The organism is Zhongshania marina (genome assembly GCF_002915595.1).
Taxonomy (GTDB): Bacteria; Pseudomonadota; Gammaproteobacteria; order Pseudomonadales; family Spongiibacteraceae; genus Spongiibacter; species Spongiibacter marinus_B.
This window is the reverse complement of sequence record NZ_PQGG01000028.1, coordinates 124,696-147,910: the sequence shown is the minus strand read 5'-3', so window position 1 is coordinate 147,910 and position 23,215 is coordinate 124,696. Positions and strand designations below refer to the sequence as shown.

The following is a 23,215-nucleotide window of genomic DNA, read 5'->3' as shown; positions in this document are numbered from 1 at the left end:
GTTTATATCGGTTTTACAGTTTAATACTCAAGCATAACCCCCACCTCAGTATCTCGATCAACCAGCTCATAACACCGCAAATTGCGACATAACTCTTCGCTATAGTGTTTGAGAGCGCCACTCTGTATATCAAAGCGGTAGCCGTGTTGGGGGCAAACCAACTCTAAACCCTCAACATCTGAGCTACTCAGCGGGTACTCTCGGTGCGGACAACTGCTCTCAATCAAATAGCGGGCGCCATCTGTTTGCAACAGCATTAAATTATGGCTATCAATTTTAAAAACCTTTCGGTAGCCGTCAAATAAATTGATGTATTTTTCTAAGCTGTAGTAACGCATAGTTTTAGAGTTTCGTAAGTGTTTTCAAAGCTTAACGTATACACTGAGACTAGGTTAAGTATTTCAGTGTACTCCCTCGCATTTCCAGTAAATTAAGTGCTTCTACCAATTTACATGGGCTACAGGAGCGCTAAACTGATAGTAGGCACACCAGCGGCACAAAATCCACATACTGTAGAGTGCAAAGGGTATCACCATGAATAACAATGTCATCAGACACCTTAGAAGCAAAGCGACGTACCTATACTTGGCAATACTTTCCATCAGTGTGGCCTCCTGTGGAGGCGGCTCTGGCGGTTCAAGCACTCCTCCGAATAACAACGATGATCAATCAAGCAGCTTATTACGCGCGGTGAATAGCGAAGAGGAATTCGTTTCGCGCTTTAAAGCCGCGTACACCCAAACTACTCGCAACGAACAGGAACTGTCTGCGCAGCAGCCCGTAGGAGGTGTCACCGCTGATGACGCATCTGCCGGTGGATATTCGAGCACTTACACATTAGAAACTGATGTTGATGAATTTGATGTACTCAAATACGACGGCGACTATCTATATATCGTACCGACCATCCAGCACAGCTGTTGTTTTGTCACCGATGCGGCTTTTGCTAGCGACGCCCTAGTGCCACCACCAAACCCACAGAACCCCGGCAGTATTCGGATTTTAAGTACCAATCCAGACGCCGCAACAGCGCAACAGGTAGCGACAATACCGCTGGAAGATGGTGAGTATGTACAGGGATTATTCATCCAAAACGACAGCCTAATCAGTATCGCCACCAGCCAATACTACGGCACCTACGGCGATGTTTGGCAACAAATCGCGCCTTGGGGACAGCAGGCGCTGGCCATTAAAATTTACGATACGGCAGATATAGATAATATCGAAAAAACTTGGGATCTGAGGATTGAAGGAGGCTTTGTGGATAGTCGCCGCATTGGCGACACGCTGTACCTTATTAGCCGTCACACCCCCCACTGGGATAATATTTATTACTATCCAGCAAATAAACAAGAAGCTGACGCAAACAAAGAGACCTTAGCCAATACGACGCCAGCAGACATTATTCCCAATATCACCGTCAACGAGCAGACTCGGCCGCTATTTGCGGCAAAAGACTGTTTAATTACCCGCGACGACCCCAGCGACGAATATGCATATCCCGTTATTACTAGCATTACTGCGGTCCCATTAAGCAACCCCAGTAACGCCCAAACCACCTGTTACAACGAAGACGCCAGCGGTGTATATATGTCTGCCCAAGCGCTTTATCTAAGTCAAGCTCGCTACGGGAATAGCGAGGGCCAAACCCGTATACATAAATTTGCACTGGGAAGCGGCAAACCTGCCTATCGCGGTTCCGCAGATTTAATGGGGTATTTATGGAATCGCGGTCAAGTCGACTTTAGATTATCTGAGAAAGACGATATGTTGCGCGTGGTTACCACCCTCTATACAGGCGACAGCAGCGATATTCGCGACCACCAATTAACGATCTTACAAGAAGCGTCGAACGACTTACGCCTAGAGCAAATATCTGTTTTACCCAATAAAAATAGACCTGCTGAAATCGGCAAACCAAATGAAGATCTATATGGCGTGAGATTTTTAGACGACCGCCTCTATCTTGTGAGCTTTGAGCAGATTGACCCTTTATACGTGCTCGACCTCACTAACCCAGCGGACCCATATATCGCAGGCGAGCTAGAAATTCCCGGCTTTTCAGATTTCTTACACCCAGTAAATAACAATCTTTTACTCGGCGTTGGTCAATCTGCCCAGAATCAAGGTTTAGTAAAACTCAGCCTATTCAACGTGACTGATATTAGTAATCCAAGCGAACTCACTACCCTGCTATTAGGCAAGGAAGATGGCTGGAATTACTCAGAGGCTCAGTACAACCGCCACGCGTTTACCTATCTTCAACAAGCCGATGGCAGCGACCGTCTTACGGTGCCTGTTCAGTCCTCGTACAACAGCGAAGAAAACGGCTACGTAAACGAGAACCGCTTATATCTCATGGAAATTAACGGCAAAGAAAACGCTGCAGCCGCCAGCCTCGACTTGATCGGCGATATTATCGCCAGCCCCGCTCCCAATGAAAATTGGTACGGTGGACAGCATCGTTCAGTTATTCACGACGACGCCGTCTACTTTTTATCCGGAGATTATATTTGGTCAGCCTTATGGACTGCCCCCAGCCAACAAACAGGGCCGCAGTAAGCACCCAGTAAGGCGGCGCTACGCCGCCACTTTTTCTTCCCTTAATTCGCGCAATTGCTATACTGCGCGGCCCCATCTATACCGCCGCGCAAACACTCATGACCGACACCATTCTCTACTCCGACCTGTCGGCATATTACGACCTAATGTGTGCAGATATCGACTACCTTGCACAAAGCAATACCGCCCACAGGCTGCAACACATTTTTGGAAACCAAGGGAAAAACCTTTTAGATTTGGGCTGCGGCACTGGGCCTCATATTAGGCATTTCATTGATCTTGGCTATCACTGCCAAGGACTTGATTTAAACCAAGCAATGCTCGATATCGCGCAGCGACGTTGCCCAGAAGCCCTGTTCAGTCGCCAAAACATGTGCGATTTTACAATTTCTGAATCCGTCGATGTAATTAGTTGCTTTCTATATTCCATTCACTATAGCGGCAGCATAGACAATCTAAAAAGCTGTATTCTGAGTGCATACAAAACACTAAAACCGGATGGTATGCTTTGCTTTAACGCTGTTGATAAAAATAAAATCGACAATAACTCATTTACACGTCACAGTGCTGAACAAGATGGCAGCCAATTCATATTTAGCTCTAGGTGGTATTACTGCGGCAAAGGTGAACAACAATGTCTAAAACTTAGCATTCAAAAAACCACGCAAAATACCCAGCAGCTATGGCAGGACGAACATACAATGGTTGCGGTAAGTTTTGCTGAACTTCAAAATCTTCTCTCACCCTACTTCGAAGTCCATATATTTGAGCACGATTATGAAAAATTACTACCTTGGAATGGCCAATCCGGTAATGCACTTTTCGTTTGTGTAAAAATATAATTAAAGCGCGCAGGGTTTCAAACACCAACCATTCATCCATTAAGAGAAAATAAACTGCACTTGAGATTCAAATTGCGACAAAAGCGCATCGCCCTCAGCAGCGGATTCTCGGGACAAATCTAATAGATCTGGAATTAAGCCTAAACCTAAAGACACTATCGCAGCTACTGCCGCCTGTTTTTCAGGCAAACTAAATTGGGCGAAAAGCCCCCGCGAGTGAAAGTCACTAGCCATTTCTTCAACTATTTGGCGAACTTCATTTCGAATTGCACCTCGAATTAGAGCAGAACTCCCTGCTCTTTCTCGTGCAATTAATATAAACAAAGACTCATTGCCGCGAATATACCCAAATGCGGCTTCAACAGACGCAGCAATAACTAATGCCTCTGTATCGGCATCTCTCACACCCTTTAAGATACTTCTAAGCGTGCTACCAACCTCGTTAACAAGCGCTAAACCCAATTCTTCCATTGATGAAAAATGACTGTAAAACGCTGGTGGACTCAAGTCACAAGCTTTAGTAATACGACGCAGGCTGATACCAGACAAGCCACTCTGATCCTCTAATAATAACTCTAGAGCCGCATTCATTAACTTTTCGCGATTACCCTTTCGACTCTGCTTGGTCTTACTCGAACTCATACCTTCCTCAATATCAATACAGCATTTGCTGTTGAATAGTATGACGATGCGCCGAATTTACGGCAAATCAATAATATTTCTGAGCGCAGAAAATAACACAAACCCCAACTTGACACCCGTAAAGTTATGCCATAAATTACAACTTAACACTTGTAAACATAATAAAGGGGTTAAAAAGTGGATACTAGCGCTGAACTACAATGGCACGATCCGAAACGCTATTTATGGTCACTGGGGCTTTTAGTGCCTCTATTCCCAATCTTCGGCGCCATAATTTATATGCAGACCGGACAAATTTGGGGTTGGTGGCTAACACCCGTCATCGTGTATGCAATCATCCCTGCCTTAGATTTTTTAATCGGAACTGATCGCTCTAACCCACCAGAATCTGCGGTTAAACAATTAGAAAGCGACAATTATTATCGCTATATCGTCTACGCCTACATTCCACTTCAGTATGCAGGCACGTTAATTACCTTATGGTTTGCCTGCACTGAACTTGGCCCACTAGGAATTATCGCCGGCCTATTCAGCTGTGCTTACGTAAACGGAATCGGCATTAATACGGGGCATGAACTCGGCCATAAACGCGACGCCTTAAGTCAATTCTTAGCAAAAATAGCACTTGCACCCGTCGCCTATGGGCATTTCTACGTGGAACATAATTTTGGACATCACCGCAGAGTCGCGACACCGGAAGACCCCGCAAGCTCAAAAATGGGAGAGAATTTTTGGCAATTCCTGCCTCGCACAGTAGTGGGAAGTATTAAATCCGCCTGCGAGATTGAACGCCAACGACTTTACCGTAAAGGTATGGGATTTTGGACGTGGCGAAATGACGTTCTACAAGCCTGGGCTATGACCGTCGTTCTGTATAGCGCTTGCACAATTGTACTGGGTTGGTCAGCACTAGCCTTCCTCTTAATACAAGCTGTACTCGGCGCATCGTTACTTGAGGTAATTAACTATGTTGAGCACTATGGCTTGTTACGACAGAAAGATGCCCACGGGCGCTACGAACGATGCTTACCTAAGCATTCGTGGAATAGTAATCACATCGTAACCAACCTTGTTCTGTATCAATTGCAACGCCACTCAGATCATCATGCCCACCCAAATCGTGCCTTTCAAGCGCTACGGCACTTCGAGGATAGTCCGCAATTACCTTCAGGTTACGCCTCAATGATGATGTTAGCGTACTTTCCCCCGCTATGGTTTAAGGTCATGGACCCGCTTGTCGTGGAGCATCATCGCGGAGATTTTAACAAGGCAAATGTTCATCCACGTAAAGTTAAAACTTTAAAACCTTATTTCAATAGCTTTAATCAAGGCCTCAGCGCATAACGCGCGAACAATCCAATAACTAGATCGAGGTGGGCGCGTCATGCCTCACCACAGAGGTAATATTATGATTAAGAAAGCAACATTGCTAAGCACAATTTCCCTCACTGCAATGCAAAGCGCATTGGTCTACGCAGCACCCCAGCTTGAGGAGGTGATTGTTACCGCTCAAATAAGAGCACAAAGCCTCCAAGATGTACCGGTGTCGGTTAGTGCGATTAGCGGCGAAAAAATGATGGAGGCCGGCCTCTCTAAAATTGAGGATCTGCAAGCTTACGTTCCTAATTTTACAATGACCGAGTCAAGTATCGGCACTGATATCTATATTCGAGGGATCGGCTCAGGTGAGAACCAGGGGTTTGAGCAATCTGTTGGTATGTACGTAGATGGTATTTACTATGGCCGCGCCCAGCTCGCCCGCGCACCTTTTTTGGATCTTGAGCGTGTTGAAATACTACGCGGCCCGCAAAATATTCTACTTGGCAAAAACAGTATAGCCGGTGCAATAAATATCGGGACCGCATCGCCAAGCAATGAAGCAGAGTTCTTTGTTCAAGGGACTTACGAACCCGACCTTAACGAGCAAGTAATAGATTTCGTTGCCTCTGGCCCGATAAACGACGAACTCACTGCACGCTTTGCCATGCGCCAACGACATACCGACGGTTTTGTTAAAAACCAAGTTTTAAACCGTGATGAGGCAGAGCGAAATGAAGCGACCTACCGATTGAAATTTTCCTGGGATGCAGGCAGTGATTTTGATGCAAAGTTAAAACTTGAAATGGGTAGCTTTGATGTCGTTGGGAGACAGTCAGAAATTTTGACCGATTACCCCTCCGATTCTGACATTTTTTTGTTCACGGATCGCACCTACGGTGAAATATTAAACGACACCGTGTTTCCAGATCTGGGCGCCGTTGGCGGATTGTTAGGCTCTTTACCCGCAGGTATTCGCAATCTAATTCAGCTGCAACCAAACGGTTCTATTCTTAACATGCAGGCCGATGATTCGGTATTGGATAGCAAAGCAGATCGTAAGCGCTCTTCTAACGGCGACTTCAGTAATAACGATACTCAAAATATTACCGTCAATATGAACTGGTATTCCAATGGTAATACTTTCACATCGATTACTGGTTACATGGCTTATCAATATGACGAAGAGTGTGACTGTGATTTTACCGGCGCACCATTATTTCAGGTGGTCTTTGAAGAAGAGTACGAACAATATAGTCAAGAATTTCGTTGGGTATCTGCACCTGGTGAAAACTTTGACTTAATCGCAGGGACTTATTTTCAGTACAACGAACTCTACTTTTTTGACTCGATTGTTTTGCCATCTACCCTTATACCACAGCTAATCAACGCCGCCGACATACTAGAAGGAGGTGCTCGTGGGGATATTGATCCCGGTGCAAACGGTAGCACTGGTTTTGAACTACTAGGTATCGGTGATGCTGGGAATTCACTTATAGATATTCGATCGCCACGGGATTTTAAAAGCGATTCCATTATTGCTTCTGCATTTATACAGGGCACTTGGATAATGACCGATACTCTGCGCCTAACACTTGGCGGCAGGTACACCTACGAAAAGAAGAGTGGTAGTCGTAAACTAGAATTCGGCTTACCCGATGGATCAATCTTGCCTATTGGTGAAACCGATACCGCCGCAGCGGTAACATTTGCAGCAGAACGCCACGACCTAGCAGGGAAACGAAGCGAATCCCAGTTTGCACCTTTGTTAAATCTGCAATGGGATGTCAACGACGAGGCCATGGCATATTTCTCTGCACGACGTGGTTTTAAATCAGGTGGTTATGATGCGCGATCTAATTCCTCTCCCAGTGCAGACCCTACTCCCACTAACCCTACTGCAACGTCTGCAAACCCTAGAGTATTAATTGGTAGTTTCGAGTTCGAGGAAGAGCGCGCAACCTCCTATGAACTTGGTTTAAAAACCACTTTATTCGACGGCATCGCTGAACTAAATTCCGCACTATTTTACACCCAATTCGATAATCTTCAGGTCAGCGTATTTGATGGCACACTGGGATTTAACGTCGGGAATGCTGCGGGTGCTGTAACCCAAGGCATGGAGTTTGACGGACGCGTGGCATTAAGCGAACACATTATTTTGGGCGCTGGTTTAGCGTTTTTAGATTTTGAATTTCAGGACCATAAATTTGGTACCTGCATTCAAGACCAATTACCCGACAACCCGAACGGCATAAACTGCGACTATAGTGGTAAAACCAATCAGTACGCTGCCGACTATTCTGGGAATATCTTACTTGGCTACGAGCGTGAAATTGCTAATACATTAATATTACGCGCCAATCTCGACGCTATATTCAGCGACGAATATCATCCGTCTCCGAATTTAGACGATCGCGTTAAACAGGATGCTTTTATTCAATACAACGGACGAATTTCCTTGTCATCTAATGATGGCCAGTGGGAAGTGGCATTGCTCGGTAAAAACCTTAGCGACGAGCTGATTATTTTATACGCCGTCGATACCCCCGTAGCTAAGAAAGTCATTGCGGGCACGACCACCCATCACGGTTTCACCAACCCTCCTAGGACTTTTGCACTGCAAGCGTCATATCGCTGGTAATGCCACAAAAACCTGCTTGCCGGTTTTGAGTTCGGACGCTCAAAGCCGGCCTTTTTGTTTTTACTCCACTCAATTGCGCCTAATAGCTTTGCCGAAAGATCACTGATAAACCCTGCTCTTCGCACAACCTCATCTTTTGCAGGCTCAGATAAGTGCCAAACATATAAATCTGCCAGCCAATTCTTAGTCCTATAGCCGATATTCGAGCGTCTCCTTGTAGTATGCTTTCCGTATATTTATGTGATGACTCCTATTTGAAAGGTAGCCTCGATGGCCGCAGCTTCTCTTTTAGCTCTTTTTGACGATATTGCGACCCTATTAGATGATATTTCCGTCATGTCTAAACTCGCTGTAAAAAAGACAGCCGGCGTATTAGGCGATGATTTGGCCGTAAATGCTGAGCAGGTTGGCAATGTTCGCGCTGAGCGCGAGTTGCCGGTAGTCTGGGCTGTCGCTAAAGGCTCTTTAATTAATAAAGTTATTATTGTGCCGATTGTCCTCTTGGCTAGCCTATTTATGCCATGGTTAATTACCCCAGTACTGATGCTTGGTGGTCTATTTTTATGTTTTGAAGGCGCAGAAAAAGTCTGGCACAGCATTATTCATCGCCACGCCAAAGACCATTCACAAACAAAGGCACTCATTGTAGACAGCGAAGCAGATTTGCTGGCAATAGAGGCAGATCGTGTTAAAGGTGCGATTCGGACTGACTTTATCTTAAGTCTAGAAATTATTGTTATTGCCCTGAGCACCATGCAAGACGCACCATTTGCTAAGCAGGCTTTGGTGTTATCCATAGTCGCGCTCGGAATTACCTTAGCTGTGTACGGCTTAGTTGCCGTCATTGTAAAGATCGATGACCTTGGGCTGTATTTGCTTAAATCTAGCACCTCAGCACTACTTAGTATTGGTAGATTTTTGCTTTGGCTGGCACCTGCGCTCATGAAAACGCTAACCGTCGTGGGGACAATAGCGATGTTCTTGGTCGGTGGCGGTATATTAAGCCACGGCGCAGATCACTATTTAGAGCTTGCGATCGCCCTCTCCCATTTACACCTTTTCAATAGCGCCCTTGCCGACGGCCTTACGCAGACCTTATTTAATGGCCTTGTCGGCGCAGCAGCTGGAGCAATCATCGTCTGCCTCGTAAACTTAAGGGGTAAAGAAGAGCATTAAGATAGGCTGGCCAACTCATGCCGTATTGAAAAAATAAGTAGGTTAACGCCAACAAAACATTTTCATTCAATTAACACACTGCAAATGTACAATACCGCTACAAATTTCAGGATGACGATAAGCGTACTAGCTAAATAACCTGAAGCATACTCACATGCAGTTTTATATTCCGTATTCAGCATGAAATTAATTTATACCCTAGCAGGGTAGCAACGGAGCGAACCCTATGGGTAATACCGAACGAAGTTTGTCGGAGCTGGCGGAATACCTTGATGCGGAATTAATCGGCGACGCCGAGCACCGAATTTCGGGCATTGCCGACTTACAGTGTGCTTCTACATCTGAACTGTCCTTTGTAAATCAAGAATCCTATTTACAGTATCTCCCCCAGTCTGCAACTGGGGCGGTCATCCTTAACGCTGATTTTGCTGATAAATACGCCGGCAATAAGCTTGTTGTCGCCAATACCTATTTAGCGTACGCGAAAGTATCGGCTTTATTTGAATCGCTATCGGAACTGCCGGTGGGAATCCATCCTACTGCCGTTGTGGCATCTAGTGCCAATATCGCCTCCGATGCAGCCATTGGCGCTCATTGCGTCATCGGTGAACAGGCGCACATTGCCAGTGGCGTGCGTCTTTATTCAGGTGTCTCCGTTGGAGATCGCGCGAGTATTGACAGCAACACCCTCGTCCATCCCAATGTCGTGGTTTACCACGGGGTTAGTATTGGCAAAAACTGCGTCATTCACAGTGGTACAGTTATCGGGTCTGACGGTTTTGGTTTTGCGCCAAGCCGTGACGGTTGGACGAAAATACATCAACTCGGCGGCGTTATTATTGGCGATAAGGTTGAAGTTGGGTCTAACTGTTCAATTGATCGCGGCGCGCTGGGTAACACTGTTATCGCAGACGGCGTTATTATCGACAATCTCGTGCATATCGCTCACAACGTAAAGATTGGCAAGCGCTCGGCGATTGCGGGCTGTGTCGGAATTGCAGGAAGCGCCATCATTGGTGAAAATTGTACAGTCGCAGGTGCCGTCGCCATTAACGGCCATATTAGCATTGCCGACAATAGTCATTTCCACGGTGGCACCATCGTCACCAAAGGCAATACCGAAGCCGGCGTCTTTGCCTCTACGCCACCTATGCAAGATGTCAAAAAATGGCGCCGCAACTCCGTCCGCTATACCCAGTTGGATGAGATGTCTAACCGGATAAAGCAGTTAGAAAAGCAATTAAAAAGCTTATTACCAGCTGAGCCAGAAGAAAAATAAGGTCAAAAAAAGGCAGCTAAAGATAGCTGCCTTTTTTTGTTTCCTTGTGACATCCATCGTGATTAGGTTTTCCCTAGCACAAATTCCTCGCCGCCCGCATGAAGAATCATCTGATCGTCACGGCATTCAGCCAACTCAACAAGCTTATAAAAGCTCGCCCGATTAACCCTTGCGGATAATCCATGATTCAACAATACCGATGGCTTAGGCTCTTGGGTAAGTGCATCGGTTTTAACCTGTAGTGGATGCTCTTTACCGAGTTCTAACCAGGTGTCGACATTGGTCTTAACGGCAATACGCTGCGCTGCCCCAGAAGAGCTAAGCTCAAAATCGACAACCTGCAGAGGTAAATCTTCGACAGTGACACGCCATTTTTCAATCGGTGTCACTAAATAATACTCACCGTCATCTTCACGGCGGAGTATAGAGGCAAATAATTTAACGAGTTTATGGCGTTTTATTTCGCCGCCTTCATGAATCCATCGACCATCGCTGCGAATGACGATATCAATATCGCCACTCAGATCTGGGTGCCAGTTTTCAATTGGCGGCGAGCCGCGTTGATTACTCAGCAAGCTTTCAATATCTGCTAATGTCGCCATTAATACCCCCCAGCGAATTGAAAAGCTTACGCAAAAAACGCTTAATGAATCAATCTTACGTTGATTACACCTTCAAGAGCAGCCAACTCAGCCAATAAGTCAGAGCTTACGTCGCCACCCAAATCGATAAGGTTGTACGCAATTTCATTCCTGCTCTTGTTTAACATATCGACGATATTGATATTGGCCTCAGCCAAAATACCTAAAATGCTACCAAGGATCTTAGGCACGTTGTGATTAGCTATCGCCAAACGGCAATGCCCGCTTCGCTCTAGCTGAAGGTTTGGAAAATTAACCGAATTTTTGATATTGCCGTTTTTCAGAAAATCATCAATCTGTTCGGCAGCCATCACCGCGCAATTATCCTCGGCTTCATCGGTGCTAGCGCCAATATGTGGCATAAGCACTACGTCCTCACGACCAATCAAAGACGGCACTGGGAAATCAGTAATAAATTGACGGAGTTGGCCTTTATCAAGGGCGGCAATAACCGCGTCAACATTCACAATCTCTTCGCGGGCAAAATTCAATAAACAACATCCTGGCTTACAGGCAGATAATAAGTCTGCATTAACCATGCCCCGAGTCGAATCTAATACCGGCAAATGCAAGGTGATGTAGTCAGCCTTAGCAAAAAGACTGTTGATGTTTTCCATTTTCTTCACAGAACTTGGCAAACGCCATGCTGCATCAACTGAAAGTGCCGGGTCATAGCCGACAACTTCCATACCCAAATTAAGCGCGGCATTGGCGATCATTGAACCAATTGCACCCAAGCCGACGACACCTAAGGTTCTTCCTGCTAACTCATTACCTTTAAAACGCTTCTTTTCTTTCTCAAGCAATTTCGCCATTTCGCCGGCATCATTCATATGCCCAAGGGAGTTGACGTAGGCAATACCTGGTAAAATGCCTCGCGAGCCAAGTGCAAGACCAGCAATCACCAATTCCTTTACTGCATTAGCGTTTGCACCAGGGCTGTTAAACACCGGAATTCCACGCTCCGTGCAAGCTCCCACGGGTATATTATTGGTTCCCGCACCGGCGCGGCCAATTGCTTTTACCGACTTTGCGATATCCTCAGCTTGTAGCTTATGGCTGCGCAGTAGAATCGCATCTGGCGAGCTAAACTCACTGGCAATCTCGTAGCTTTCGCGTGGTAAACGTTCCAAACCTTTTGTAGAAATTTGATTTAAGGTTAATACTTTATACACAAATTAATCCTCGAATTTGTCATCCAATCATTCGGTTGCGTTGCCCGCTGACGTTATTTGGAAAATGATTGAATGCATCTTCAGCACTCAGCTCAACTTCCTGCCCAAGCGGAATACTATGAAAATACGCTATGCTATTTATTTTGCCGCCCATGGCTAATGCCGCAGTGTAATTAGGATTTTTACACAAGATATCGAAATCCCAGCGATCAGCCTCTGGGCCAACAAATTCGCTAAAGACACCTTTTTCATCCAGTACTACAGAAAAATCATGTAGAGGGATAGAAAGTCCCTCTCCCCGCGCTTTGATATAAGCTTCTTTCAAAGTCCAATAGCGGTAAAAATAATCTAACTGCTGATCATCTGACCGTGCATTCAGAGCTTGTAGCTCAAGCGCAGAGAAATAATCATCTGCCATATTTAAAACACCGCGGTTTTCAGCTCGGCTTTCAACGTCGACGCCAACATCATTGTCGCGGGTAACAACACATACCGTAAGACCACTGGTGTGGGCGGTATTAAATTGAATTTGGCCTTGCCCCTCACCATTAATAAGTTCGGGCTTGCCATATGCATTGACGCAAAAACTGATTTTTTCAGGAGAATAACCACAATATTCCGACAGCACTGTGCGTAGTAACGCCCTACTAATAAGGTAATCTCTACCATTGCTACCATGCATCAGTTGTTGATACTGCTGCAATTCAGCAGAAGACAACATGGTTTCGTATTGATCGAGTCGGCTATTCAGACGGTGATCGTCGGTAAAGCAATACCAAACATCAACGTGGCCCGCTACCGACTGTCTTTTTTCTACAGCAGAAATCATTATTTTTATTTATCCAAGCATTCACTCCTCGGCCCCAAAGTACCGAGGAGTGAGTGCATAATATCAATTAATTTTAATCTCAGCGCTTTCCCACAAACTATTAAAGTAAGCAGAAAATTCCTGGGATGATTTATTTCTATAAGCGCTCTTTTCCGCCTCTTGTACAATATCTGCATTTAATGCGGCGAGATTACCGTAGCGAACATCAAATAACTGCACTACAGCACAATCGCCATTGCTTTTACGGAGAGTGCTGATTGAAGCACTCGCCTCCGGACGAGGCATGGCAAATGCCTGATTCCGTATAGCGGCTTCAACGGCAATATCGCTTCGTTTGCCGTCTACGATGGCATTCCACTTGAGATCATGCTTTTTCGCCACGTCTTCGACACGCTCGCCAGATGAAAGAGCAAGTTGCAACTCTTCCGCCTTGGACAGCGCTGCAGATTCAGCCTTATTCTCAGACAAAATTGATTGAATATCATTCCGTACATTTTCTAAATCTTGAACCTGCGGAGCTTTGTGTTCTTCGATGTGAATAACAACATAACGATCTGGTGCAAGTTCGATGACATCACTATTCAAACCCTGGCTGCGCAACTCAGCATTAAATGCGGCCTCCTTAACAGCTTGGTAGGCGAACAGCCCCTCATCAGAAGATTTACTCAGCCAATCACCTTGTTTGACTTCTAACGCCATTTCTTTTGCTGGCATTGCTAGACTTTCTGCATTGAACACCAAATCTTTCAGTGTATCGACGGCACCCACCAAACGAGGCTGTGCTTTTTGCGCACGCAGTTGCTCAGTAATCTGTAAGCGGGCCTCATCTAGACTAGGTAGCTCGGGCTTTCGAATACTAAGCAATTTAATCAAGTGTAGACCGGCCTCGGTTTCAACAACCGGCGACACGTCCCCGACATTTAAGCCAGACAGTGTCTCTTCAAATTCAGCAGGAAAGCTGTCACCGCTTGTAAATCCTAAAACACCGCCACTCGCAGCGGAGCCAGCATCAACAGAGACCTGCTTTGCTGCTTCGGCAAAGTCAGTGCCTGCATTAATATCGCTACGTACTTTTTCAAGCTGCTCAAACGCTTGTTCTCTGCTTCTGTCATCAGTGATATCTAGAAGTATGTGCGCCGCCTCGCGTTCAATTTGTGCGTTATTGGTATCGACCAATCGCTGATACTCAGCAAGCACCTGATCCTCTGAAACCGGCTCAAAAAATTGCTCTTCCGTTAGCTCTATATATGAAAAGCGAACCTGTTCATCGGTCAAAAATGATTCGACGTTATTAGCGTAATAATCGGCTATTTCTTTATCGCTGACACTGACATTTTTACTGTAGTTGGCGAGAGGAATATCAATGTAATGGTAATCCCGCGACTCGTACAACAAACCAACACTGCGAGATAACTCTGCATCGCTAATAAAGGCGGAGCCCGCGACCGCAGTAGATAATTGCTGAATCGTTAAATCAGATTTAAGTAGCTGTTTAAAAAAGCTGCCGCTATATCCTTGCAGGCGAAGTACTTGCTGATAGCGCTCCTGAGAAAAACGACCATCTTCTTGAAACTGAGGCATTGCAGCAATTGTGGCATTCAGTTGTTGGTCTGATACCTCTATGCCTTCGTCTTTTGCAGCCTGCAATAATAATTGCTGCTTAATCAGCGTATTGAGCGCTGGTTTACGCAGAATTGCATCGTCTAGCATCGCAGGGTCTATTTGATCACCCATCATGCCTAATAGGCGACGTTTCTGCAGACTAATAGCCTGCTGCAACTCCGCCTCTGAAATCTTTTCACCGTTCACCACCGCTGCCGCAGCGGGCCCTGAGCTAGTGAATAAACTGTCGATCCCGAATAGTGCAAACGGCACTACAATTATCGCGATGATAACTTTGGCCGCTGTTCCTTGGATATTATTGCGAATATTTTGCAGCATTGATGCTAAACCTGATTCCGAATCAAAAAAAAAGCGCACCTCTCGATGCGCCTTCTGTAAGAGGTTTTACCCCTACGGCCCCCCGTAAAACGGGAATGGCGGCCTATACCTTAGTTACAGGCATCCTTCAGCGCCTTACCAGCTTTGAAGCTTGGAATTTTAGCAGCTGAAATTTCAATCGGTGCGCCAGTCTGTGGGTTGCGACCAGTGCGAGCTGCGCGGTCTTTAACACTGAAAGTACCAAAGCCAACTAAAGATACTGAATCATCTGATTTCAGTGCATTAGTAATTGCTTCTACGGCTGCATCCAATGCACGTCCTGCCGCTGCTTTAGACAAATCTGCAGATTCTGCGATAGCGTCGATTAGCTCAGATTTATTCACTTATTCTTCCCCTTCAAATTGTTATAAAAAATATTTTTACATTAACTGACTGGTGACCGTCACAAACATACGCATCGGCTTCAAAAGCCGTATGCGTAAAGAGTGGGATTTATACCAACTGCGCCGTATATGGTCAAGATATCTCTGCGTCTAGTGTGCGTTTGCACGGGACTCACCAAGAATATCGCCATTCGCATCCACGTTTTTATGGCTGTCGTCAATACCCGCAAGGTAAGCTTCTTCAGAAATTTCTTCAGGAAGACTTTCGAGCGCTATATCTAGAACCTCGTCAATCCACTTGACCGGACGAATTTCTAAATCCGCTTTTATGTTTTCCGGAATTTCTTTCAGATCCCTTTCGTTTTCCATCGGGATTATAACGGTTTTTATACCGCCACGGTGAGCCGCAAGCAGTTTTTCTTTTAAACCGCCAATTGCCAACACCTGCCCCCGAAGCGTGATTTCTCCGGTCATAGCCACATCAGAGCGCACGGGTATACCAGTTATGACAGAAACCAAAGCGGTACACATGCCAATACCGGCAGATGGCCCGTCCTTTGGTGTTGCCCCTTCTGGCATATGGATATGGATATCGTGGCGGTCGTGGTAGCGTGCAGGGATGCCTAAACGCTTAGAACGACTTCTCACCACTGTCGTAGCTGCCTGAATCGACTCCTGCATCACATCGCCAAGAGAGCCAGTTTTGATATGACGACCTTTACCAACGACGGAAACCGCTTCGATAGTCAGCAGCTCACCACCCACCTGCGTCCAAGCCAAGCCGGTAACTTGCCCAACTTTATTTTCTTCCTCAGCCTTGCCAAAGGTATAGCGGCGCACACCGAGATAGTCTTCTAAATTCGCGCTAGTGACCGAAATTATGCCGCTATCGCCGTTTAATGCGACGCTTTTAACAACTTTGCGACATACCTTGGCAACTTGACGCTCCAAACCACGCACACCCGCTTCTCGGGTGTAATAGCGAACGATATCTTGCAAGGCTTCCTCATCGATCTCAGCCTCAGTTTCCTTCAAGCCATTGTTTTTCAACTGTTTAGGTATGAGGTATCGACGAGCGATATTGATTTTTTCGTCTTCCGTATAGCCAGGTATACGAATAACTTCCATACGATCCATTAAGGCCGGTGGGATATTCAAAGAGTTAGACGTACAGATAAACATAATATCTGACAGGTCGTAATCGACTTCGAGGTAATGATCATTAAAGGCATGATTTTGCTCGGGGTCTAACACTTCTAGCAAAGCTGAGGCCGGATCACCGCGATGATCCATACCCATTTTGTCGATTTCATCTAACAAAAATAATGGGTTACGTACCGCAGTTTTAGACATTTTTTGAATGACCTTACCCGGCATAGAGCCAATGTAGGTTCTGCGATGACCGCGAATTTCCGCTTCATCCCGAACACCGCCCAAGGCCATACGCACAAACTTACGGTTGGTTGCGCGGGCGATAGACTCACCCAAGGAGGTTTTACCTACACCTGGCGGTCCAACTAGACAAAGTACAGGACCTTTTACTTTTTTCACCCGCTTTTGCACCGCGAGATACTCAAGAATTCGGTCTTTTACTTCCTCTAAGCCGTAGTGATCTTCATCTAAAATCTCTTGTGCACGCTTTAAATCATGCTTGACCCGCGAGCGCTTCTGCCAGGGAATGTTGACTAGCCAATCGATATAGCCGCGCACGACCGAGGCTTCTGCTGACATCGGCGACATCATCTTCAGTTTCGCTAACTCGGCCTTGGCTTTTTCTAGCGCCTCTTTGCTCATGCCAGCTTTTTGAACGCGATTTTCCAGCTCTTCAAGCTCATTGACGCCCTCTTCGGACTCGCCAAGCTCACGTTGAATCGCTTTCATTTGTTCATTTAAATAATATTCGCGCTGGCTTTTCTCCATTTGCTTTTTAACACGACCACGAATGCGCTTTTCAACCTGAAAGAGGTCGATCTCCGACTCCATCAGGCCCATCAAATGTTCAAGGCGCTCGCGCTCGTTTACCATTTCAAGCACAGTTTGCTTCTGCTCTAACTCCATTGTCATATGCGCAGCGATGGTGTCTGCCAAACGACCAGGATCATCGATACCGGACAAAGAAGTGAGCACTTCAGCGGGAATTTTTTTACTTAAATTGATGTATTTTTCAAACTGAGAAATAGCAGAGCGCAGCATCACCTCAGACTCTTCTGCGGCAATCCGCTCGCCTTCTAAAGCAGTAATTTCAGCACTGAAGTAATCTTCTTCTGCGGTAACTGCATTAAGCTGCGCACGGTAGCTACCCTCTACCAGCACTTTAACCGTGCCATCTGGAAGTTTAAGCAACTGAAGAATATTGGCCACGGTCCCAATATCGTATAGATCGTCGGTGCCCGGCTCGTCCAAATCCGGATTGCGCTGGGCAGCTAGTACGATTTCCTTATTACTAGCCATAGCCAGCTCAAGCGCTCTAATTGATTTATCCCGCCCCACAAATAGTGGGATGACCATATGGGGATAAACGACCACATCGCGCAAAGGAAGCAGTGGCAATTCCAGTATCTCGTTTGTATCAGCCATTACTTTTCCTCTTAGTTAATTCGGTTCAATCCGCCCGCAGCGGATATTTGCCTGTATTAAAGACAGCATAGTTCTAAGATGGGGATTTGCAGAGTTAAAAACAAGACTTGACTGTAAAGAAACTGACAAAAAAGAAAAACGCCGCAAAAAAGGACTTTTGCGGCGTTTAGACTAGCGGGAACTACTCTTTAGGAGCCGCTTTGCGCTGCTCACTATTGTGATACACAAGTATTGGCGTCGAGTCGCCTTTGATTACCGAATCATCGATAACGACTTTGCTGACATTATCCATAGATGGCAGATCATACATCGTATCCAGTAGTACTGACTCAAGTATCGAACGCAGACCACGAGCACCTGTTTTGCGCGTCATGGCTTTCTCAGCCACTGAGCGCAAGCCGTCTTCGCGGAAGTCTACTTCAACACCTTCCATATCGAAAAGTTTGGCATATTGCTTGGTTAAGGCGTTTTTAGGCTCGGTCAAAATGCTTACTAGCGCATCAATATCCAGCTCTTCCAAGGTGGCAATAACCGGCAAACGACCAACAAACTCGGGAATCAGACCGTAGCGCACCAAATCATCTGGCTCAACATCAGCAAGTATCTCGCCCACGTTACGCGCCTCGTTTTTACTTTTCACTTCAGCGCCAAAACCGATTCCGCCTTTTTCTGAACGGTCGCGAATAACGCGATCCAAGCCGGCAAATGCACCGCCACAGATAAACAGAATATTTGAGGTATCTACCTGCTAAAACTCCTGCTGCGGATGTTTACGCCCACCCTGAGGAGGAACCGAGGCTACAGTGCCTTCTATAAGCTTTAGAAGTGCCTGCTGAACGCCCTCACCCGATACGTCACGGGTAATTGAGGGGTTGTCTGATTTGCGTGAAATCTTGTCGATCTCATCGATGTAAACAATGCCCATTTGGGCTTTTTCCACATCGTAATCGCATTTTTGCAGCAGCTTTTGGATGATATTTTCAACATCCTCACCGACATAACCCGCTTCAGTCAGCGTTGTAGCATCTGCAATGGTAAATGGAACATCAAGCAGGCGCGCAAGCGTTTCAGCTAGCAGTGTTTTACCGCTACCCGTTGGCCCAACCAACAAAATATTACTTTTGCCCAACTCAACTTCGTCTTTGTGCTTGTCGCCGTACCGCAGACGCTTGTAATGGTTGTATACCGCAACTGCCAAAACCCGCTTAGCGCGTTTTTGCCCTATTACATACTGATCTAGAGTGTTATTAATTTCCTGCGGCGTTGGCAGCTTATCGCGCCCCGCTTCGCTGGCAGCTTCCTGAACTTCTTCGCGAATGATGTCATTACAAAGATCGACACACTCATCACAGATAAAGACAGACGGTCCGGCAATTAATTTGCGGACTTCGTGCTGGCTTTTACCACAGAAGGAACAGTACAGCAGTTTGCCGTTATCATCTGTGCCGTCTTTACTACTCATTCATACCTACCTTGTTCTGATTTTGCAGGGTGTTCGAAGCACCTTGGGGTAAAGATGACGCCTTTTACCCACTTTTGCAAGTTTGCATTATCCGCAAGCTAGTACGGATAACACCGCTAAATGCCTTATCCGCGAGAAGTTAAAACCTCATCAACGAGACCGTAATCGCAGGATTGCTGTGCATTCATGAAGTTATCGCGCTCGGTATCCCGCGCGATAGTCTCGTAAGTTTGCCCTGTGTGCTCGGCCATCAAATGATTCAGCTTTTCGCGAATAATCAAGATTTCACGCGCCTGAATGTCGATATCCGTTGCCTGCCCTTGAGCCCCGCCACTTGGCTGGTGAATCATGGTGCGGGCATTAGGCACGATAAATCGCTTACCTTTGGCGCCGCCACTCAGCAAAAATGCACCCATACTGGCCGCCTGACCGATACACATAGTGCTCACGTCAGGCTTGATGAACTTCATGGTGTCATAAATTGACAAGCCCGCCGTCACCGAGCCACCTGGAGAATTGATATAAAGGTGGATATCTTTATCAGGGTTTTCTGACTCAAGGAAAAGTAGCTGAGCCACAATGAGGTTGGCCATATGATCTTCTACTTGGCCCACGCAAAAAATAACGCGCTCTTTTAGCAACCGGGAATAAATATCGTAGGAGCGCTCACCACGGGCCGTTTGCTCTACAACCATAGGCACCAAGCCCAGATTGGTTACAGTATTATTGTTCAAACCATCAATCGAATTGCGCGACATATTGAATACTCTTCCGTACGTAATTAATGTTCTAAATTTACGGCCAGCGGAAAAAAATCAAGCGACGGAACCTTCGTTCAGTCGCTTGAGCGGAAAAAACCAGAGTATCCTTATTCAGATTAGGATTCTTCTGCCTCTTTCGCTGGTGGCGACATAACTTCTTCGTAGCTTAAAGTTTCTTCGCTAACCTTCGATTTTTCAAGCAATTTTTCAACCACTTCCTCTTCAATAACCATACCTTCGATTTGTTGAAGCTGTTGTGGGTTGCTCATATACCAATTAATAATTTCGTCTTTGTCTTCAAAGCTAGCAGCCATTTCTTCTAAAGCAGCGCGTACTTTGTCTTCTTCAGCCTTAATACCTTCAATGCTAATCAACTCATTTAGCACTAGGCCCAACTTAACGCGACGCTCTGCATTTTCACGAAACAGCTCATCAGGCAGGATATCAGCGGCATTCAATTTTTCTGCCATTGCGCCAAACTGCTGCATTTGCTGGTTGCGCAATGCGTCAATCTCTTGAGAAACCAATGCTTTTGGTACTTGTAAATCAGAATGGATGGCAAGAACACCTTCCATCACTTGATTCTTAATGCGGGACTTAGTGGCATTTTTCAACTCGCGCGCCATATTTTTTTCTACTTCAGCGCGAAATGCCTCTTCACCACCCTCTTTAACACCAAAGGCTTCAAACAATGCTTCGTCCAATTCTGGAAGCTTTTTCTCACTAACGCTATTCACGGTGATTTTAAATTCTACCGCAGCACCTTTAAGGTCTTCGCTGTGATAATCATCAGGGAAAGACAAGGCAAGCACTTTTTCTTCGCCGGCAGACATGCCAACAATGCCATCTTCAAAGCCTGGAATCATGCGACCAGAACCCAGCTCCAAATCACTTCCTTCGGCCTTGCCGCCATCAAAAGCAACGCCACCTTTTGTACCGAGGTAGTCGATATTTGCTTTGTCGCCGCTTGCCGCAGCACGCTCAACAGGCTGCCACTCAGCACGCTGCTGACGCAGATTTTCGATCATCTTGTCGATATCGGCCGCTGTAATCTCAGATACCGGCTTTTTAACCTCAATTGAGCTGTAATCTTTTGCCTCAACCTCTGGGAAAACCTCAAACGTCGCTACAAACTCTACGTCTTTACCAGCCTCTAGGCTCTTTGGCTCAATATTTGGACGACCAGCCGGTTTTAGACCTTGCTGCTGAATAGCCTCGTAAAAACTTTCGTTCATTACTTCGCCAAGCACTTCCATACGCACGGACTCGCCAAAACGCTGACGAACGACACGCATTGGTACCTTGCCTGGGCGAAAGCCGTCTAGCTTGATAGTACGCGCTGCATTTTGCAGACGTGAATCAACTGCACTATCAATGCGCGCAGCAGGAACGCCTACTATCAGGCGACGTTCTAGGCCAGAAGTCGTTTCAACTGAGACTTGCATGGGGGGTCCTCAAAACAGGGCTGTTAAACACAAATGGCCACTATGAATTCAAAGCGGCCATTTAAAAGAATTCTATGAAATGGTGCGGATGGAGAGACTCGAACTCTCACGCCTTGCGGCACCAGAACCTAAATCTGGCGTGTATACCAATTTCACCACATCCGCACACTTGTAAAACCGCCTTAAGGTATTGAATTATCACGGTTTACAAATGATATCGCAAAGCCTTGGCTCCGCGAGGAACGAGATTGTGCCACAGCACATGGGCGCGATCAAGCAGACCTACAAACATTTATTGTGAAAGACCGATATTGCGCATAAAACCACCAATATCGGCCTTTTGGCGACTTACACCCGCTCAATAATTGTACTAATACCCTGCCCCATACCAATACACATGGTAGCAAGACCAACCGAGGTATCGCGTTGCTCCATCACATTGATCAGCGTCGTCACAATCCGGGTACCAGAACAACCAAATGGATGACCTAGCGCAATCGCGCCGCCATTTAAGTTGACCTTCTCTTCCATTTTGTCGAGCAGCTTAAGGTCTTTTAAGACTGGCAAAGCTTGAGCGGCAAAAGCCTCATTAAGCTCAACGGTTTCGATATCATCCATGCTCATACCGAGACGCTTCAGCGCTTTTTGGGTCGATGGCACTGGGCCGTAACCCATTATCGACGGATCAACACCCGCAACTGCCATGCCCGTGACTTTAGCGCGGGGGCTAAGCCCTAAGTCCATCGCCCGCTGACCAGACATCATGATCATCGCAGATGCACCATCGGCAATTTGCGAGCTGGTACCAGCCGTAACGGTACCGTTACGAGGGTCAAACGCTGGACGAAGCTGAGCCAAGCTTTCTAAGGTCGTCTCTGGGCGAATTGTCGTATCGGCCTTCACCAGAATTTTACGACCGTCGTCACCATGCCCCTCAAGAGCAATAATCTCTTTATCGAAACGGCCATTTGCCTGTGCATCTGCAGCTAGCAAATGTGAGCGCAGACCAAACTCATCCTGCTGCTCGCGACCGATGCCATGCATCATAGAAAGCGCTTCAGCGGTCATACCCATCATGCCCGCCGCCCGCGCTACGTATTTGCTAGCCTGCGGATTGGGATCAACGCCGTGATTCATGGCCAAATGCCCCATATGCTCAACACCGCCGACCATAAACGTATCACCAAACCCACTCATGATCGCTTGCGCAGCGGTATGCAATGCAGACATCGACGAACCGCATAAACGGCTTACCGTTTGCCCAGCAACTTCATGGGGCAGCTTGGTCATGACCGAAATCATCCGCGCAATATTCCAGCCCTGCTCATTGGTCTGATTTACGCAGCCCCAAATCACATCTTCAAACAAAGCGGGATCAATACCGGCATTACGAGCCAATAGGCCGTCGATTAGCGCAGCAGACATATTCTCTGCACGCACATTCCTAAATACACCGTTTTTTGAACGCCCCATAGGAGTACGGGCGCAATCGACAATTACTACATCATTTGCTTTAAAAGTCATGGTTGAGTCTCCGCC

Annotated in this window: 17 protein-coding genes, 1 tRNA gene and 1 pseudogene; 6 read left to right on the top strand and 13 right to left on the bottom strand. The window is 46.4% G+C overall.

Annotation, left to right across the window (positions count from 1 at the left end):
• Positions 1 to 20: 20 nt before the first annotated feature.
• Positions 21 to 338, bottom strand: a complete 318-nt coding sequence (locus C0068_RS11945) for a Rieske (2Fe-2S) protein (RefSeq protein ID WP_103684709.1) — start codon at positions 336 to 338, stop codon at positions 21 to 23.
• Between the two features lie 196 nt (positions 339 to 534).
• On the opposite strand from C0068_RS11945, the gene C0068_RS11940 reads away from it, so the two are divergent.
• Together C0068_RS11940 and C0068_RS11935 are read left to right on the top strand one after the other, a co-directional pair.
• The gene (locus C0068_RS11940) at positions 535 to 2,562 is read left to right on the top strand and encodes a beta-propeller domain-containing protein (RefSeq protein ID WP_103684708.1); all 2,028 of its coding nucleotides are present in this window, start codon (positions 535 to 537) and stop codon (positions 2,560 to 2,562) included.
• Positions 2,563 to 2,660: 98 nt separating this feature from the next.
• Positions 2,661 to 3,404 (top strand): class I SAM-dependent DNA methyltransferase, encoded by a 744-nt coding sequence (locus tag C0068_RS11935; RefSeq protein WP_103684707.1) that lies wholly within the window; start codon positions 2,661 to 2,663, stop codon positions 3,402 to 3,404.
• A gap of 39 nt (positions 3,405 to 3,443) precedes the next feature.
• Here C0068_RS11935 and C0068_RS11930 read toward each other — a convergent pair whose 3' ends face one another.
• Positions 3,444 to 4,046 (bottom strand): TetR family transcriptional regulator, encoded by a 603-nt coding sequence (locus C0068_RS11930; RefSeq protein WP_103684706.1) that lies wholly within the window; start codon positions 4,044 to 4,046, stop codon positions 3,444 to 3,446.
• Between the two features lie 177 nt (positions 4,047 to 4,223).
• On the opposite strand from C0068_RS11930, the gene C0068_RS11925 reads away from it, so the two are divergent.
• The 4 genes from C0068_RS11925 to lpxD all read left to right on the top strand — a co-directional run bounded on the left by C0068_RS11925 (position 4,224) and on the right by lpxD (position 10,462).
• The gene (locus C0068_RS11925; RefSeq protein ID WP_103684705.1) at positions 4,224 to 5,390 is read left to right on the top strand and encodes an alkane 1-monooxygenase; all 1,167 of its coding nucleotides are present in this window, start codon (positions 4,224 to 4,226) and stop codon (positions 5,388 to 5,390) included.
• A 64-nt stretch (positions 5,391 to 5,454) separates the two neighbouring features.
• Positions 5,455 to 8,007, top strand: a complete 2,553-nt coding sequence (locus tag C0068_RS11920) for a TonB-dependent receptor (protein WP_103684704.1) — start codon at positions 5,455 to 5,457, stop codon at positions 8,005 to 8,007.
• A gap of 270 nt (positions 8,008 to 8,277) precedes the next feature.
• The gene (locus C0068_RS11915) at positions 8,278 to 9,183 is read left to right on the top strand and encodes a DUF808 domain-containing protein (RefSeq protein ID WP_103684703.1); all 906 of its coding nucleotides are present in this window, start codon (positions 8,278 to 8,280) and stop codon (positions 9,181 to 9,183) included.
• Positions 9,184 to 9,409: 226 nt separating this feature from the next.
• Positions 9,410 to 10,462 carry a UDP-3-O-(3-hydroxymyristoyl)glucosamine N-acyltransferase gene (gene lpxD, locus C0068_RS11910; RefSeq protein ID WP_103684702.1) on the top strand — a complete coding sequence of 351 codons (1,053 nt, stop codon included), beginning with the start codon at positions 9,410 to 9,412 and terminating at the stop codon, positions 10,460 to 10,462.
• A 62-nt stretch (positions 10,463 to 10,524) separates the two neighbouring features.
• On the opposite strand, the gene C0068_RS11905 is transcribed toward lpxD, so the two are convergent.
• From C0068_RS11905 to fadA, 11 genes and pseudogenes are all read right to left on the bottom strand, one after another.
• A complete protein-coding gene (locus tag C0068_RS11905) occupies positions 10,525 to 11,064 on the bottom strand; it encodes a DUF1285 domain-containing protein (protein ID WP_103684701.1) in 540 nt (179 codons plus the stop codon).
• Between the two features lie 41 nt (positions 11,065 to 11,105).
• Positions 11,106 to 12,278 carry a phosphoglycerate dehydrogenase gene (locus C0068_RS11900; RefSeq protein WP_103684700.1) on the bottom strand — a complete coding sequence of 391 codons (1,173 nt, stop codon included), beginning with the start codon at positions 12,276 to 12,278 and terminating at the stop codon, positions 11,106 to 11,108.
• 19 nt (positions 12,279 to 12,297) lie between these two features.
• A complete protein-coding gene (locus tag C0068_RS11895) occupies positions 12,298 to 13,107 on the bottom strand; it encodes a 4'-phosphopantetheinyl transferase family protein (protein ID WP_103684699.1) in 810 nt (269 codons plus the stop codon).
• A gap of 63 nt (positions 13,108 to 13,170) precedes the next feature.
• Positions 13,171 to 15,048: a SurA N-terminal domain-containing protein gene (locus C0068_RS11890; protein ID WP_146047888.1), complete on the bottom strand. Its 1,878-nt coding sequence runs from the start codon at positions 15,046 to 15,048 to the stop codon at positions 13,171 to 13,173.
• A gap of 110 nt (positions 15,049 to 15,158) precedes the next feature.
• Positions 15,159 to 15,431 carry an HU family DNA-binding protein gene (locus C0068_RS11885; protein WP_103684697.1) on the bottom strand — a complete coding sequence of 91 codons (273 nt, stop codon included), beginning with the start codon at positions 15,429 to 15,431 and terminating at the stop codon, positions 15,159 to 15,161.
• A gap of 150 nt (positions 15,432 to 15,581) precedes the next feature.
• Positions 15,582 to 18,008: an endopeptidase La gene (gene lon / locus C0068_RS11880; RefSeq protein ID WP_103684696.1), complete on the bottom strand. Its 2,427-nt coding sequence runs from the start codon at positions 18,006 to 18,008 to the stop codon at positions 15,582 to 15,584.
• A 181-nt stretch (positions 18,009 to 18,189) separates the two neighbouring features.
• A pseudogene (gene clpX, locus C0068_RS11875) lies at positions 18,190 to 19,470 on the bottom strand (ATP-dependent Clp protease ATP-binding subunit ClpX).
• 125 nt (positions 19,471 to 19,595) lie between these two features.
• Complete coding sequence (gene clpP / locus C0068_RS11870; RefSeq protein WP_103684695.1) at positions 19,596 to 20,228, bottom strand: ATP-dependent Clp endopeptidase proteolytic subunit ClpP; 633 nt, start codon at positions 20,226 to 20,228, stop codon at positions 19,596 to 19,598.
• Positions 20,229 to 20,347: 119 nt separating this feature from the next.
• Positions 20,348 to 21,676: a trigger factor gene (tig, locus tag C0068_RS11865; protein WP_103684694.1), complete on the bottom strand. Its 1,329-nt coding sequence runs from the start codon at positions 21,674 to 21,676 to the stop codon at positions 20,348 to 20,350.
• A gap of 80 nt (positions 21,677 to 21,756) precedes the next feature.
• Positions 21,757 to 21,841: transfer RNA gene (locus C0068_RS11860), tRNA-Leu, on the bottom strand.
• 183 nt (positions 21,842 to 22,024) lie between these two features.
• Positions 22,025 to 23,200 carry an acetyl-CoA C-acyltransferase FadA gene (gene fadA, locus C0068_RS11855; RefSeq protein ID WP_103684693.1) on the bottom strand — a complete coding sequence of 392 codons (1,176 nt, stop codon included), beginning with the start codon at positions 23,198 to 23,200 and terminating at the stop codon, positions 22,025 to 22,027.
• Between the last annotated feature and the right edge of the window lie 15 nt (positions 23,201 to 23,215).

Excerpts from the sequence above, each read along its gene's own strand:
- C0068_RS11945 (WP_103684709.1), bottom strand. The coding sequence starts at position 338 with ATGCGTTACTACAGCTTAGAAAAATACATCAATTTATTTGACGGCTAC.
- C0068_RS11930 (WP_103684706.1), bottom strand. The coding sequence starts at position 4,046 with ATGAGTTCGAGTAAGACCAAGCAGAGTCGAAAGGGTAATCGCGAAAAG.
- C0068_RS11905 (WP_103684701.1), bottom strand. The coding sequence starts at position 11,064 with ATGGCGACATTAGCAGATATTGAAAGCTTGCTGAGTAATCAACGCGGC.
- lpxD (WP_103684702.1), top strand. The coding sequence starts at position 9,410 with ATGGGTAATACCGAACGAAGTTTGTCGGAGCTGGCGGAATACCTTGAT.
- C0068_RS11940 (WP_103684708.1), top strand. The coding sequence starts at position 535 with ATGAATAACAATGTCATCAGACACCTTAGAAGCAAAGCGACGTACCTA.
- clpP (WP_103684695.1), bottom strand. The coding sequence starts at position 20,228 with ATGTCGCGCAATTCGATTGATGGTTTGAACAATAATACTGTAACCAAT.
- C0068_RS11920 (WP_103684704.1), top strand. The coding sequence starts at position 5,455 with ATGATTAAGAAAGCAACATTGCTAAGCACAATTTCCCTCACTGCAATG.
- tig (WP_103684694.1), bottom strand. The coding sequence starts at position 21,676 with ATGCAAGTCTCAGTTGAAACGACTTCTGGCCTAGAACGTCGCCTGATA.
- lon (WP_103684696.1), bottom strand. The coding sequence starts at position 18,008 with ATGGCTGATACAAACGAGATACTGGAATTGCCACTGCTTCCTTTGCGC.
- C0068_RS11895 (WP_103684699.1), bottom strand. The coding sequence starts at position 13,107 with ATGATTTCTGCTGTAGAAAAAAGACAGTCGGTAGCGGGCCACGTTGAT.
- fadA (WP_103684693.1), bottom strand. The coding sequence starts at position 23,200 with ATGACTTTTAAAGCAAATGATGTAGTAATTGTCGATTGCGCCCGTACT.
- C0068_RS11890 (WP_146047888.1), bottom strand. The coding sequence starts at position 15,048 with ATGCTGCAAAATATTCGCAATAATATCCAAGGAACAGCGGCCAAAGTT.
- C0068_RS11915 (WP_103684703.1), top strand. The coding sequence starts at position 8,278 with ATGGCCGCAGCTTCTCTTTTAGCTCTTTTTGACGATATTGCGACCCTA.
- C0068_RS11935 (WP_103684707.1), top strand. The coding sequence starts at position 2,661 with ATGACCGACACCATTCTCTACTCCGACCTGTCGGCATATTACGACCTA.